This window comes from Psychrobacter nivimaris (genome assembly GCF_043419765.1).
Lineage (GTDB): Bacteria > Pseudomonadota > Gammaproteobacteria > Pseudomonadales > Moraxellaceae > Psychrobacter.
The window spans coordinates 497309-512446 of the sequence record NZ_JBHOFX010000001.1; the positions used below are offsets into that span (position 1 = coordinate 497309).

At 43.8% G+C, this 15138-nt stretch carries 11 protein-coding genes and 1 pseudogene; 3 read left to right on the forward strand and 9 right to left on the reverse strand.

Annotated features, from left to right (window positions below; all coding sequences use genetic code 11):
* Positions 1 to 55: 55 nt before the first annotated feature.
* From ACHEVO_RS01715 to ACHEVO_RS01730, 4 genes are all read right to left on the reverse strand, one after another.
* The gene (locus ACHEVO_RS01715) at positions 56 to 1195 is read right to left on the reverse strand and encodes a CaiB/BaiF CoA transferase family protein (RefSeq protein WP_394123675.1); all 1140 of its coding nucleotides are present in this window, start codon (positions 1193 to 1195) and stop codon (positions 56 to 58) included.
* Positions 1188 to 3377, reverse strand: coding sequence for a 3-hydroxyacyl-CoA dehydrogenase NAD-binding domain-containing protein (locus ACHEVO_RS01720; protein ID WP_394123676.1), 2190 nt, complete (start codon positions 3375 to 3377; stop codon positions 1188 to 1190). Before ACHEVO_RS01720 ends, ACHEVO_RS01715 begins: the two co-directional genes overlap by 8 nt.
* Before the next feature lie 72 nt (positions 3378 to 3449).
* Complete coding sequence (locus tag ACHEVO_RS01725; RefSeq protein ID WP_394123677.1) at positions 3450 to 4658, reverse strand: acetyl-CoA C-acetyltransferase; 1209 nt, start codon at positions 4656 to 4658, stop codon at positions 3450 to 3452.
* 62 nt (positions 4659 to 4720) lie between these two features.
* Positions 4721 to 5872 (reverse strand): acyl-CoA dehydrogenase family protein, encoded by a 1152-nt coding sequence (locus tag ACHEVO_RS01730; RefSeq protein WP_394123678.1) that lies wholly within the window; start codon positions 5870 to 5872, stop codon positions 4721 to 4723.
* A gap of 380 nt (positions 5873 to 6252) precedes the next feature.
* Between ACHEVO_RS01730 and ACHEVO_RS01735 the strand changes: the two genes are divergently transcribed.
* Complete coding sequence (locus ACHEVO_RS01735; RefSeq protein ID WP_394123679.1) at positions 6253 to 6891, forward strand: TetR/AcrR family transcriptional regulator; 639 nt, start codon at positions 6253 to 6255, stop codon at positions 6889 to 6891.
* A 178-nt stretch (positions 6892 to 7069) separates the two neighbouring features.
* Here ACHEVO_RS01735 and ACHEVO_RS01740 read toward each other — a convergent pair whose 3' ends face one another.
* From ACHEVO_RS01740 to ACHEVO_RS01760, 5 genes and pseudogenes are all read right to left on the reverse strand, one after another.
* Positions 7070 to 7705: a hypothetical protein gene (locus ACHEVO_RS01740; RefSeq protein WP_394123680.1), complete on the reverse strand. Its 636-nt coding sequence runs from the start codon at positions 7703 to 7705 to the stop codon at positions 7070 to 7072.
* A 396-nt stretch (positions 7706 to 8101) separates the two neighbouring features.
* A pseudogene (gene acuI / locus ACHEVO_RS01745) lies at positions 8102 to 9061 on the reverse strand (acrylyl-CoA reductase (NADPH)); the annotation flags it as partial.
* A gap of 104 nt (positions 9062 to 9165) precedes the next feature.
* The gene (acuR, locus tag ACHEVO_RS01750) at positions 9166 to 9798 is read right to left on the reverse strand and encodes an acrylate utilization transcriptional regulator AcuR (protein ID WP_394123681.1); all 633 of its coding nucleotides are present in this window, start codon (positions 9796 to 9798) and stop codon (positions 9166 to 9168) included.
* A gap of 97 nt (positions 9799 to 9895) precedes the next feature.
* Complete coding sequence (locus ACHEVO_RS01755; RefSeq protein WP_394123682.1) at positions 9896 to 10480, reverse strand: alpha/beta hydrolase family protein; 585 nt, start codon at positions 10478 to 10480, stop codon at positions 9896 to 9898.
* Between the two features lie 57 nt (positions 10481 to 10537).
* Positions 10538 to 11452 carry a hypothetical protein gene (locus tag ACHEVO_RS01760; protein ID WP_394123683.1) on the reverse strand — a complete coding sequence of 305 codons (915 nt, stop codon included), beginning with the start codon at positions 11450 to 11452 and terminating at the stop codon, positions 10538 to 10540.
* Positions 11453 to 12173: 721 nt separating this feature from the next.
* Here ACHEVO_RS01760 and ACHEVO_RS01765 point away from each other — a divergent pair.
* Positions 12174 to 13373 carry a sugar transporter gene (locus ACHEVO_RS01765; protein ID WP_394123684.1) on the forward strand — a complete coding sequence of 400 codons (1200 nt, stop codon included), beginning with the start codon at positions 12174 to 12176 and terminating at the stop codon, positions 13371 to 13373.
* A 367-nt stretch (positions 13374 to 13740) separates the two neighbouring features.
* Complete coding sequence (locus tag ACHEVO_RS01770) at positions 13741 to 15018, forward strand: MFS transporter (RefSeq protein ID WP_394123685.1); 1278 nt, start codon at positions 13741 to 13743, stop codon at positions 15016 to 15018.
* The last annotated feature ends 120 nt before the right edge of the window (positions 15019 to 15138 follow it).

Here is a 15138-nt window from a genome sequence, read left to right on the forward strand (position 1 = left end):
TCAAGGGTTACGTACATGTTTTCACTTTTCTCTAAGACTACTTACATACTAATTATTAATTTACTTGCTGCCACCCTGACGTCGCATGATGCTCATCTTGATGTGCAAATAAAGGGTGAGCTCTAGCTTCATGTAAACTCAGCACAGGGGTCACACAGACATCCGTTGCTGCAAATACACGTTGCCAATGCTCAAGCGTTTCACTGGCGAATTTTTTCGCAATTGTGTTGGTCGCGGCTTCACTCTCAGGTCTATTGGGCATGATACCAAGCTGCCAGTGTATTTCTTTAAGCGACGGTAGTTCCAATACCTCACATAGCCCTTGCCAAAACTTCAGCTCTAAGGAACCAACTGCCATATGCCGCTTATCAGCGGTTTGGTACAGTCGGTAACATGGTAATACACCACCCAAAAAATCATGCTGCGGCAGTAGAGTATCGTTTAAGCCATTTCCTGAAAGGCTATTAATCAGTTTGCCTGTGACCTTTGGCATAATCATATGGTTGTACAAACTGTGCGTCATGCTAATAGCAATGTGTCGTCCCCTGCCCGTACGCTGCGCGGCAAATACGGCAGCCAACAATGCTATCACTGCTGTATCACTACCACCTGCCAAATCCGCAAACTGAATATTGGGCATGGCCTGCTCACCCTGCGCTGTTCTTAGTTGATCTAGTACACCGCTCATAGCCATAAAATTGATATCATGACCGGCCTTATTGGCCCAGTCATGATTCACTTGAGAACCATCTGTTGAGTAAGTACCTTCTAAGTAAATACCTTCTTTTGCGTAATTGCCTGCTACACCATAGCCAGTGATTGACACTATGACTAGCTTTGGATTGATGGCATGCAAGGTCTTAGCATCTAGCCCCATTTCTGCCAAGACACCTGGGCGAAAGCTATCTAGCATCACATCAGCTTCTTTAAGATGTGCTTTTATAGCTTCAATGGCTTCGGAATCATGAAAGTCATATTTTTCGGTCGTCTTACCGTGGTTTAGAGCTGCGAATAATTCACCAAATACCCGAGCAGGATCTCCTTGTTTGGGCTCGATTTTAAGGACGTCCGCGCCCAAATCTGCTAGCAAACGTGTGGCAAAAGGCCCAGGTAGGTTACGAGTCAGATCGACCACTCGTAACCCTTGTAGACAGTCTCCCATTTGATCATGATTTGATACATGCACATCAGTCATCAGAGAACGCCTCACCTTTGGCTGCCATATCTAGCAATATCTGAGCAGGCTCAAAACGCTCGCCATATTTCGCCGAGAGCTCACGACTACGTTTGATGAATTCATCCATGCCCATTGCATTGATAAACTGTAGCGTACCACCATGCTGCGGTGCGAACCCCCAACCAAAGATAGCGCCTATATTGGTATCGGCAACTGAGCGTACGACATTTTCCTCATAGCATTTAGCAGATTCATTGGCTTGAATAAACATCAAACGATCCACCAGATCTTGCTGCGACGGTTGCTCTGATTTTGGTGGGTATAGATTTATCAGCTCAGGCCATAGATGTTTATCACCCTCTGTTGGATAGTCATAAAAGCCCTTGCCATTTTTCTTACCTTCGCGCCCATGCTCATTGACCAGTGTTTTTAGTATGTCATAAGAAGGACGCACTACGATTGGTTTACCTTCGGCTACCATATCCGCTTGCTGCTGCTCGCTGACATGTAATGCTAAGCTTAATGACACCTCATCTTGCAATGCTAGCGGCGGCATCGGCATCCCTGTTTTTAGTCCGGCGACTTCGATGCTACGCGGATGCACACCCTCTCCTAGCATCGCAATGCCCTCTGACACATAGGTACCAAATACCCGCGAGGTATAAAATCCGTGGCTGTCATTGACGACGATAGGCGTTTTACCTATTTGCACGACATAGTCAAAAGCTTTGGCCAATGTTGCATCGTCGGTTTGCTCGCCCATGATAATCTCAACGAGCGGCATCTTATCTACGGGAGAGAAAAAATGTAGACCGATAAACTGGTTTGGTCGCGTACTGGCTTTTGCCAGTCCAGTAATAGGTAGCGTTGAGGTATTAGATGCATAGACGGCAGTGTTTGAAATCACTGCTTCACTTTGCTGGGTACACTTGGCTTTAATTTCTCGGTTTTCAAACACCGCCTCGATAATAAGATCACAGTCTGATAAATCACCATAAGAAACTGTTGGCGTGATGCGTTCTAAGAGAGCTTGTTTTTTCTCTTCGGTAGCACGCTTTCGGCTAATGTCTTTATCCAAAATACTAGCAGAATACGCTTTGCCTTTTTCAGCATTGGCAATTTCTGTGTCCAATAAGACAACGTCTATCCCTGCTTTGGTAGTGACATAAGCAATGCCTGCGCCCATCATGCCAGCACCCAAAATACCAACCTTTTTAGTTCGGGTTCGCTCAAACCCTTGAGGACGAGACTGACCTTTTTTGATGCTATTTAGCTGAGTCCATAAGGTGTTGATCATGTTTCTAGATTCAGTGGACAGTACGCAAGCGGCAAAATAACGCGACTCAATTTCAAGCCCTGTATCAATGTCTACTAAGCACCCTTCAAACACACAAGACATAATATGAGTGATCGCTGGATAGTTGCCATGTGACTTTTGATTGGCCATGGCTGGGGCGATAGAGAATATAGGCACTACCTTTGGATGCTTACTATCGCCGCCAGGAATTTTAAAGCCTCTCTTATCCCATGGCTGCTGCGCACTTGGATTATTTTGAATCCAGTCTTTTGCTTGCTTCAGCATATCTGCTTGATCAGTAGCTGTTGCATCAATAAGCCCGATGTCTTTTGCGGCAGCAGCGCGAAGTTCTTTGCCTTGCGTCATCAGCTCCAGTGCTGCTTGAATACCGACCAATCGCGGTAAGCGCTGAGTACCACCGCCGCCAGGTAGCAAGCCCAGTTTCACCTCAGGCAAACCAAGCTTGGTCTTAGGTGTATCAATGGCAATACGATAATGACAGCCAAGTGCAAGCTCTAAACCACCGCCTAATGCGGTTCCTGTCAGAGCAGCGACGACAGGTTTACCTGACGTTTCAAGCTTGCGCAAACTACCTTTTAATTCTTCAGTCAGTGAAAATGCTTGCTCAGCTGTTTTTATCTGGTTCAATTGATCGATATCTGCGCCAACCACAAAGGTTTCTTTGGCCGATGTGAGAATTAAGCCTGTGGCGGCGTCATCATTGATGAAACTATCAACTATCGTGGCGAACGACTCCGTAAAGCCGTCACCGATGACATTCATTTTGCGTTTGCTTTGGTCAATTGTGACAGTGACGATACCGTCGTCATCACGCTGGGCAGAGAAGTTATCTAATTCATTAATGGCTGTTACGCTATCTGCTGTCTGGTTATTTGTCATCATTTTTATCCCTTAAATGATTCTTTGTATACTGCGTTTTAGTCTAATTAGTTTTTAGGTCCATTTTAGAAAAAGTTAAACACGCTCGATAATAGTGGCAATTCCCATACCACCGCCTACACATAGCGTAATCATCGCGGTCTGTAGATCGCGTCGTTCTAGCTCATCAAGGACGGTCGTCATGAGCATCGCGCCAGTTGCTCCAAGCGGATGACCCATGGATATCGCACCACCGTTGACGTTGACGATATCAAACGAGATGCCAAAATCATCAGCAGTATTCATCGGCACAGCAGCAAATGCTTCGTTGATTTCCCAAAGGTCTATATCAGAAGCTTGCATGCCTGCTTTATCGAGGGCTTTTTGGCAAGCTGGCGTTGGACCTGTGAGCATAATGGCAGGCTCTGAGCCAATGACTGAGGCCATTGTGATTTTGGCGCGTGGTTTTAGCCCTGCTTTTTGACCAGCTGCCGCGCTACCGACCAAACAAATAGCAGCCCCATCGACAATGCCTGAAGAGTTACCCGCATGATGCACATGATTGACGGTTTCAATCGTGGTGTATCTGTCCAAGATAACGCTATCGAAGCCCATCTTGCCTGGCATGATAAAAGAAGGTTTTAGACCCGCTAAGGTTTCGACATTGGTATTAGGACGGATGGTTTCATCTTTATCTAACAGCATCATGCCATTGATATCGGTGACAGGAACGACAGACTTATCGTAATAGCCACTCTCCCATGCCTGTGCCGCGCGGCGATGCGACTCGGTGGCAAAGGCATCGACATCACTACGACTAAAGCCTTTGAGCGTTGCGATGGTATCTGCACCCACTCCTTGTGGCACGAAATGCGTCGCTTCATTCACACGCGGATCCATGTACCAAGCACCGCCATCAGAGCCCATCGGCACACGGCTCATAGACTCCACACCGCCTGCCACTACCATGCCTTCCATACCTGACATAACTTTTGCAGCAGCTAAATTAATAGACTCTAAACCAGAGGCACAAAAACGAGACAAGGTTAATCCAGCCACACTCTGTGCCCAGCCAGCATCGATAGCAGCAATGCGGGCAATATCAGAGCCTTGCTCATCCACTGGCGTCACACAGCCAAGTACCACATCATCGACCAAACTGGTATCTAAATTATGGCGCTGCTGCATCTCTTTTAGTAAAGTTCGCGTCAGCCAAATCGGTGATGCCTGATATAAGGAGCCGTCCTTTTTTCCTTTGCCACGTGGCGTGCGGATCGCATCATAAATATAAGCAGTCTCAGTCATAAAAAATCCTTTTTTTATTTTTTAAATAAACAATAATTATCGTAGTCTTATAATATAAGCATCTACATAAAGCGTGACGCCAGCTCTTTCATAATCTCATTGGTGCCGCCATAGATTTTTTGCACGCGCGCATCAGCATATAAACGTGCGATAGGATACTCTGTCATATAGCCATAGCCACCAAATAGCTGCACGCATTCGTCGATGACTTCGCACTGTTTTTCAGTGACCCAATATTTGATTAATGAGGCATGTGGTACAGATAGTTTGCCATCTAACATCGCATCTACTGCCGCATCACACATGGTGCTAGCAGCTAGATAATCGGCATAGCATTCTGCCATCTTAAAGCGGGTATTTTGAAACTTCCAAATAGGTTTGCCAAAGGCTTCGCGCCCTTTTACGTAATCTAAAGTTAAATTGATCGCCAACTTCATCGAGCCAACCCCTGATAGCGCAATGATTAAACGCTCACGCGGCAACTCCTGCATCATTTGGATAAAGCCCATACCTTCTACCGTACCCAGTAGATTTTTTTGTGGTACACGGACATTGCTAAAGAAGAGCTCTGAGGTATCCTGCGACGTCAGACCAATCTTGTCGAGATTGCGTCCACGCTCAAACCCTTCTACTTTGTCCGTTTCTACGATGATAAGTGAGACGCCTTGTGCGCCTTTTTCACGGTCTGTTTTGCATGCTAATAGGATAAGATTGGCGTGTTGACCATTGGTGATAAAAGTCTTAGAACCATTGATAATGTAGTCATCACCATCTTTTACCGCATAGGTTTTGATGTTTTGTAGGTCGGAGCCAGTACCAGGCTCGGTCATGGCGATGGCACCGATATATTCACCTGTTGCCATTTTTGGTAGCCATGCTTGTTTTTGTTCCTCAGTACCATGGTCTAAAATATAAGGCGCGACAATGCCTGAATGCACCATACCGCCAAACCCCGATTGGTTGGCCTCAGTCTGTGCGTAGATAAGCGCCGCTTCGTGACCGAAATCGCCGCCGCCGCCGCCATACTCGCTTGGTATCGCTGCACACAGAAACCCCATCTCGCCTGCTTCTTCCCACGCAGCGCGATCGATCATGCCATTTTTGCGCCATTGCTCATCTTTGGGATCCCAAGATTGAAACATTTTTAAGGCGCTGTCATACACCATCTGATGCTCTTCGGTCATCCAGTTTGGGGTAAATTTTTCGATACTCATGATGTCTATCCTTGACAAGGTGGAGTGAATAACAAATATATAGTCAAGTCTATATAAATCCGCTACATCGTCATCCTCGCTAAGCATACTAATGTATAACCTGCACTCGGTTTCCTTGTATCGAAATTATATTGAACTGACTATAGCTAAGTCGCTTTAAAAAATTTATGGTAATTTATATTACCATTATAGATATACTATAAATTCTTTGTATTTATTAATATACGAGTCTTATACTAGGCTACGAAAAACCACTTCGCAATCAATTAAATAAAAATGGTAATATTCATTACTTATTGAATTAATCACGTTAAATTATCGAGCAAATCATTTAACTGGTAGAACGTATCAAATAACCAATACTTTAAGAAGTGATAAATATGAAAACCTCTCATCATTCAGATAGCCTCACGCAAACTCGATCTCTAGCGCCCCTATTCGATATGCGGCCCGCAACTTTGGATAAAATTGAGCAAGCTGTTCGTAAAGTCTTTGCAGGATTTGATGCTAATGAGGTAACGATGGCGCAGATTGCAAAGTCTGCAAACGTCTCTTTGCAAACGCTCTATAAGTACTTCGGGGATAAGCAAACGCTGTTTTATACCATTATGGATATTGTGCTTGGCAGATTGGCCGCTAGAATTATGGATCATCTGCAAGGGATTGATAGCGTACAAGATCGTCTACGCAAGACACTGTGGGTCTGCTTTGATTTTGTAGACTCGCACCCAGATGCGGTGATGGTGCTGTCTTCGGTCTCTGCCTCGCGTATACGCAATATCGCAATCTATGAAAACAAAGAGTTAATTGGCGCGTTTTTGGCGGTATTAGAAGATGGACAAAATCGTGGAGTGCTCAATGACACTGTCCCACTACACATACTCTTCGATGTGTTTATGGGGTTTATCAGTCGCCTTGGTTTAATGCATACCATTCGCCAAACAGAAACACCGTTAAATGCAGAGTTTGACGCGCTATTTGTGATTTTATGGCGCGCCATCTCTAAACCTGAAGCCTAAAGCTTAAAATAAATTTTATAAAACTGATATTTAGCAGTTTCGACTCTTACAAGAAAACATAACGTAAAAAACCAAAAAGCCCCACGATAAAGTGAGGCATTTTTATATTTTTTTCGGTCAATGTGATTATTCAATCAATGTAATTAACAGCTCACGCTACTTATACGCTCAAAAAATTTTAGATACTGCTAGATTTTGGCAATCCATACTTTGCATGGTCGACCACGTGGTTGTTTTGTTCAATAGTCAGTCGATAGCCTTTGATGATACCATCGTATGGCAAACTGCCCTCATACTGCTGATAATGCTCGCAGATGCTGTCTTGAATCACTGATTTACGTGCAGCATCGTCTAATTTGGCAAAACCGCTAGGCAGATGTACTTGCGCAAAACGTGAAGCCGCGCCACGAGACATCCAGTTATCAGCACTCGCAAATGTGAAATCTACTTCCGCTCGTAAGCTATATCTAGGTAGCGTATTAGAGTGGTTCTCCAAGTCGTATTTAATTTGCGCAATATCCTCTGCGAATGGCTGATACGGTATCTCAAGTACGGCAAACAGTTTTGCTAAAAACTCATCAGCGGTAAAATGCTTGTCCATATAGCTACCATCAAGCCCAAGGAATTTGCTCGATAGTACATGGCGCAGGCGGTCATAGGCTGGAATAGTATGTTTAAGAGGATAACCCATTTGCTTGACGATATCTTGCGGGCGCAGCTCAAGCGACTCTATTTGATTGATAATATATTGCGCTAGAGAATGACGTGGATGATAACGACGGGTATATTTAGATGGGTTAGCAATGTGGCTCATGATATTGAACACCTTAGACTCCTGTTACTCCGACGAAAAAGTATGATATACGCCCAAATAGGCAAAAAATCAGGCACAAATGAGGTTGTCGGAGTACAGGCTCATGCGCTTTACCAGAGTTGTTTTATATCGTGCTGGAAGTTGCAAGGTTTGTCACGCCGCCATTAGACTATTGTCATGGTCGGCAATAACAAAACTGTTAAACCCACGATAGTTCGTTCAACGATGATAGCACATCAGATGACAAAAAATAAATACCGATATTTGTGACCGTTTGTGAATAATTCTTTTTCATGTTGATCATTCAATCTTAGGCTTTTCGATGCATCATTTATTCATGTATCAAATAAAGGCTCAACATCGAAACTTTAACGTTGAAGTATTAAAAATTAACGCTTAGCGATTGACGTCAACGACTATTCGACCACGAACTTTACCATCCAACAATTCACTTGCTGTCGGAATGACTTCGCTTAGACCAATCTCTCTGGTGATTGCATTCAATTGCGTTATATCCAAGCTTGTGCTCAAACGCTGCCATGCTTCTACACGCTCATCATAAGGTCGCGTCACGCTATTAATACCAAGTAAACTAACACCGCGTAAAATAAAAGGCGCAACAGTAGCAGGGAAATCCATGCCTTGAGCCAATCCACAAGTAGCGACTAAACCATCTTCACAGGTACTGGCACAAACGTTGGCCAGCGTATGACTACCAACAGAATCAATTGCGGCAGCCCATCTCTCCTTACCAAGAGGACGTCCAGGACTACTCAGTTCCGCACGGTCAATGATCGTCGTTGCACCGAGGCTCTTTAAGTATTCGGCTTCTTCTAGACGTCCCGTAGAGGCGGTGACAGAGTAACCTTGGTTTGCTAGAAGTGCGATGGCAAAGCTACCAACGCCACCATTAGCACCAGTCACCAATACTTGGCCACGCTCTGGTGTGAGTCCATGACGCTCTAATGCGATTAGACAAAGCATCGCAGTATATCCTGCTGTGCCAAGTGCCATCGCCTGACGTTCAGTCATCGATTCGGGGAGCGGGATAAGCCAGTCACCGTTTAATCGCGCTTTTTGTGATAGACCGCCCCAATACTTCTCGCCCACACTCCAACCATTCAACAACACTTTGTCACCAGCTGTATAGCGAGGATGGCTACTTATTTCGACGGTACCCGCTAAATCAATTCCTGGAACCATAGGGAATGTGCGTACCACAGGGCTACGACCCGTGATGGCCAATCCATCTTTGTAGTTAAGTGTGCTATATGCCACACGAACCGTAACGTCCCCTTCTGGCAATTGCGTGTCCTGTATCTCAGTCAGATTGGACTGAGATACATCATCATTTTTTCAATTAATATTGCATTAAACATAGTAGCTCCTATTTAGACCAATCGTCTATAAATTAGTAAAAAATAATTTAGACCGGTCGTCTATAAATATAGATAAAGAAATTACTTCTGTATTCCTGCTACAAAACCTCGGAAAAAAGTATCTAATGGGCTGACATCTTGTACTAACTTAGCACGCAGAACCGCACCTTCCCAACCAATCCAAAAGAAAGCAGCCAGCTCATCACAATCACTATGAGAATGTATTTGTCCTTGTTGTACTGCAAGCCGCAAGCAAGCCGCTAAACGCTCCTGCCAATCAAGTAATACACCTTCTAACTCACAACGAAAACTCTCAGGCAACACGACAATCTCTTGACCCAAGTTGCCTACCAAACAGCCGCGGCGAAATTCATGCTTGATCATTCCTGACTTTGCATCTTCAACGAAGTCACTAATACGCTGCATGGGAGATACTTGTTCGTTTAAAAAACAATGATCTAGCTTGCGAGCAAAATACAACGCATACTGCCGTAATACTTCCTGTCCAAATGCTTCTTTGTTTTTGAAATAATTGTAGAAAGAACCTTTAGGCACATTGATACGTTTGAGTATGGCATCGATACCAGTGGTCGCAAAGCCTTGCTCTGTCAGCATCTCCATCCCAGATCTCAAAAGAGCTTCACGGGTATCCGTAAACTCTCGTTCGACATTGGGTGGACGCCCTCGACGGGCTTTTGGCTTAGTAATCGTCATGCACAAATATTATGACCGATCGTCTTTAATGTCAATCAATTATTTTTAGCGGTTCATTTATCCATCAGTCGCGACAGTTTTTTGAATGTCTTTGCTATTAATCTTCATCATGATACGTCGCCTCATCCATCCAAACGATAGGATCTTCGCACAAATGCATTAAGTGATACCAGATATCACTACTACGAGCGATACGGTGATGACCGCCTGCAAAATAATCGACGTCCCAGCTATCAGGTAGATTAACTAAGGTTCGTCTAGCCACTGCCACATCTAAGCTTTCATCATCGACTTCTACCATAACTCGTACTATCTCGGTATTGGTCGTGGGGAAAGACAGCTTCATATCAGCCACTACTGGGATACGGTCAACCAATACCTCACTTGGATAGATACAAGGCGCAATCAACAGCGCGCGCAAGTTATATTTATGGGCAAAATGATTGGCAAACCAGCCGCCAAGCGAATGCCCTGCCAACACTACTCGAGGATACTGTGACATTTTCTCACGAATCAAAGCATCATAAATCTCAAATATTTCTGCAAAACTCTCTCTATAATTGACCGTTTGGCAATATTTAGGCTCACGTGTGATACAGGTATATTTACTGGTCTCATTGCTTGAATCAAGGCCATGAAAAAACAATAAAAACGTATCATTATTTTCGATAGGGCACATCATAAGGTTCTCCTTTTTTAATTATTATTTAGGTTTTTTCTTGATAATTTGGCTTATAAATTAAACCGATTTTTGGCTAGCAATCTGCGCTTGATACAGGCTCAAAAGCTCCTCACAAGCCTGCATTGAGATATTTTTTGCAAAGCCTTCATTAAACCAAAAGTCATAAACCGCTTGGACAATAGCTTTCACCGCTTTTGCATTTTCTGACTTTTGTTCTGTTAGTTTCATCGCAATGTCTTGCGCCTGTATATCCGACTCGCTATAAGGCGCGCTCCAGCCCACGCCATAACGATAAAGCACATCATTTATCGCTAATATGAATATGGCGTTTGATATGCCAAATGACCCGATAAGCCTGTCAAGCATTGCACAGCGCTCTTCATAAATACTGGCCTCTATCGGCATATCAGCCCGCTCAGACAGACAGTCACAACTCACCATGTGCGAGGGTTTACTAAAATCATCCCACAACAATGGATAAGTTCCTCGAATCCCGCCCTTTTCCACTACATTAAATTGCCAAATTGCATAATGCGTATCTGGCCCCTTATAGGGCACATGTATAAAACACTGCATCATCGCATCACTGTCATACATGATATGAGTACTACCAATTCGCACGCCCTGCTTAGGTAATACATCCTGATATATGCTGTTCATGTCATCACTATAGACCGTCACTTTACGTAAGTTTTTATCACTGGTATCACCTAACTTTGCTCTTGCTTCCTCTATGTTTCGATACGGTTTAAACGGCGCTACCCAACTGAGTGTCTTATCGGTATTGTTAACAAAATAAACATCATCTTCATAACTGTCTATAGAAACCGCTTCGAGGTAAAACAATGGCTGTTTTCGTACTCGATCTTTCTCATCACTTGCCAGCGCCGTTATCCCAGAAAGTTTTGAGCCATCCGACCACTTAAAATTATCTAACCGTTTTTGTTCAAACTGATACGTTAATCTCGTCATATTTATATCCTTATTATTTTGATTTTAGTTTGCATGTCGCTTCATTTTTATTGTCTGGTCTGAATGCTTATTTCAAGCCAGCCGAATCTATTCGCCATTGTTTAAATGACGTCATTATCTATAAAGTTAAGTAAATTAATCGACTTGGTAAGGTAGTAGGCTTTAATTCTGATAGGCTTTTTAGCCACAGTTTTTCGCTGTTACATTGCTAATATTTTTGCAACGCCAACGAGCTTTTTTCTGCTAGGTTTTTTGTTTATTAATAAATATGGTTTTTTGGGCTTGTACAGGCGAAGGTGTTTAGGATTAAACAAAAACAACATAACTAAAATAGTGTGTTAAAGACAGCTCTGTTAAGAAGTGAAGCGTTGCGCTCCGAGGGTTAACTGTTTGCCCTGTTATTTTTGCTTGACTCAATAACTATAATATAAACCCCTATAAAAATAAAGCCGCTTAAAACCTTCTACGACAACTGGTGTCGCTTCTTTTTAAATGAATTGTAGTTTGGTCATTAGCAAGTATCCCAACGCATTAAATATGATTAACGATAGTTTCATATTACTCAAGTATCCTCAATAAACGTCCAATTAACAATCCTTATCAAAAAACACCTTTCACGATCGACGTGGGCTTGCTATCTTGCCCTGCAACTCTTGTATTCTAATTAAGCTTGCCCCACTTTGACCTATCACACGTAGTATTCGCATCTGTATTGGATTTTATGACACATAACCTTGAGGCTAGCTCAAACGCTCGCCGAACTCAGTATTTTCAAGTATTTTTGATGGGCGTTAGTGCCTTTATTATGAACACCACAGAATTTGTCCCTGTGGCGCTGTTGAGCGACATTGCCCAAGACTTCTCCATTACGACGGCAGAGACTGGCTGGATGTTAACACTCTATGCTTGGATTGTCGCTGCGATGTCATTGCCACTAATGCTATTGACCAGTCGATTTGAGCGCAAGCGATTGCTCTTGGGTCTTTTTGCCGTATTCATTGCCAGTCACGTACTGTCCGTATTTGCATGGAGCTTTGACGTGCTGCTCATTAGCCGAGTTGGAATTGCGTTATCTCATGCGATATTCTGGTCAATCACAGCTGCAATCGCGATACGCGTCGCACCTGAAGGCAAAAAAGCCATGGCGCTTAGCGTACTAGCAACGGGTACGTCATTAGCGATGGTATTGGGTGTGCCATTGGGTCGTTTGGTTGGGCAATGGTTTGGCTGGCGTGCGACCTTTGGCGGTATTGGTGTCATCGCCTCAATTGTATTTATTCTACAAGCAAGGCTATTGCCCACGTTGCCTAGTATGTTTGAAGGGTCTTTTAGAAAGATTCCAGAACTCCTTAAAAACCCTTTATTGGTTTGTCTATACTTGCTTATTTTATTGGTCTTTACAGCACACTATACGGCTTATTCTTATATAGAACCATTCATGCGCCAAGTCGGTAATATCAGTGAAAACGCTGCGACTTTTGTACTGTTACTATTCGGTGCAGCTGGAATTGTAGGCAGTGTTATTTTCAGTCGTTGGGGCGATCGGTTCAATACCAGATTGATGCTAATATCGACCATACTGATGCTCGTGTCTATGCTGACGCTGTTGCTAGCAGTGACCTCTGTATGGGCGCTCAGCTTTATTGCCTTACTGTGGGGCGCGGCGCTCATGCTACTGATTATCTCCATGCAGGCCAAAGTCATCATGGTCGATGTCAATGCACAAGACATGCTGATGTCGATGTTCTCAGGTATTATTAATTTGGGAATTGGTACGGGTGCACTATTCGGTGGTTATGCCGTGACACACATCTCACTATCTAGCGTAGGATATACAGGTGCGGCTATCGCAGTTGTGGCGTTACTATTAATGCTGTTTATGATTAAACGCTTTCCTGAATTGAGTAAACGACTTGGCTAGCTAATAAGTCGCTATTAAAGGATAGCCAAAAATAGCAGTCGGGAAGGAACCGTTAGAATAATAAGCAGAATGCCAGCCATATAAATGGGCCGGCATTTTTTTTGTTTGTGAATACAACACTGTAGCCTATGAATCATAACGATGATTGCTTAGATACTCATTGAACGAACGTTCAAGTACAGTTATACTAATTTTATTGGACATGAGTATGCTTAGGCTATAAGTATATTTAATAAAGGCCTGATAGGGATTAAGCACAAAAGGATGAGTGTGAAATGGATAATATTCAACACAAGGAAGTCATTACCACCGGTCTAAATTTGGTGACGGTATATATTGCGAATTTTCAACTTGTTGGAGATTCGTGATGCCTGATGGAATGACTCAGCAAGACAGTCCAGATCAAGGAAATCAAGATAACACTGCGCCTCTTAGGCTAGGCAGGTTACATTATGCTTGGATCGTTGCTGCGACAGGCTCTATAGCAATGTTCTGCGGACTTGGGTTAGGACGATTCGCATTTGGCATGTTACTGCCGTCCATGTCGGCTTCTTTAGGGTTAAATTATACTCAAAGTGGAATCTTGGGATTCACTAACCTGATAGGATATCTGGTTGCAGTGCTTCTAAGCCCTTTTATTCTACCTTGGTTGGGTACCCGAACGACTGCGACGGCAAGTCTCCTCCTCATTGCTGTCTCTATGCTCGGTATGGCTTTTACCATCAGTTTTCCAATACTCTGCGCACTCTATGTGCTGACTGGTATCGGTAGCGGCGGCGTGGTCTTACCAACGATGAGCGTCATGTCGCATTGGTTTTTTCCTTCGCACCGCGGGCTCGCTTTAGGATTAGTCATGGCGGGACCCGGCTTTGGTATCATTTTATCAGGCTTCGTCGTACCCAAACTCTTACCCTTCTCTACTCTATTGTCTTGGCAAACAGGTTGGCTAATTTTCGCCGTGATTAATATTGCGGTAGCTTGGCTTACTTTTACTTTGATTCGCAATCATCCAGACGATGTCAGACAAAGCCCTTTTGGGCGCGCACCTACCTTACCTGTTAAAAATAAGAAAAAGCTAGAACGTAGCAATATTAAGCTACTCGTACATCTAGGTGTCATCTTTGCTATTTATGGCGCTACTTATATGGTTTACGTTACCTTCATCGTGACCAGCATGGTTAGCTCGTATCAGCTGAGTGAAGCGATTGCTGGTGGTGTTTGGGCATGGATTGGACTGCTTAGCATGTCCTCAGGCATGTTGTTTGGCTGGATTTCTGACCATATTGGTAGACGCCTTGGTCTGGCGTTGGCTTTTTTCTTCCTTGCCATCGCTTATCTGTTGGTCGGACTTACTGATTGGAGTTTGGGACTGTATTTGTCAATTATACTGTTTGGCTTAGTGGTGTGGAGTGTGCCTGTCATTATGGCAGCTTCGGCGGGCGATTATTTCGGGCCTGCGGCGGCGGCAAGTGCGCTCGCAGCGCTGACCTTTGCTTTTTCAGGTGGGCAAGCTCTTGGGCCAGTAGCCGCAGGTTATCTTGCAGAAATCACTGGAGATTTTAGTATCAGTTATATGATATCTGGTATAGCCGCTTTTGTAGCGCTTGGACTTGCCTTATTATTACGTCCACAAAAACAAGCTTAATTTCAGTTTTCATAGTATTGGATACTGTTAGCTATACTTACTCTTGCCACCAGTGACGTCTGTATGCGCATTTGGCCTGATTATCTTATTATGGAATGCTGCTTTGATACTATTTATGAT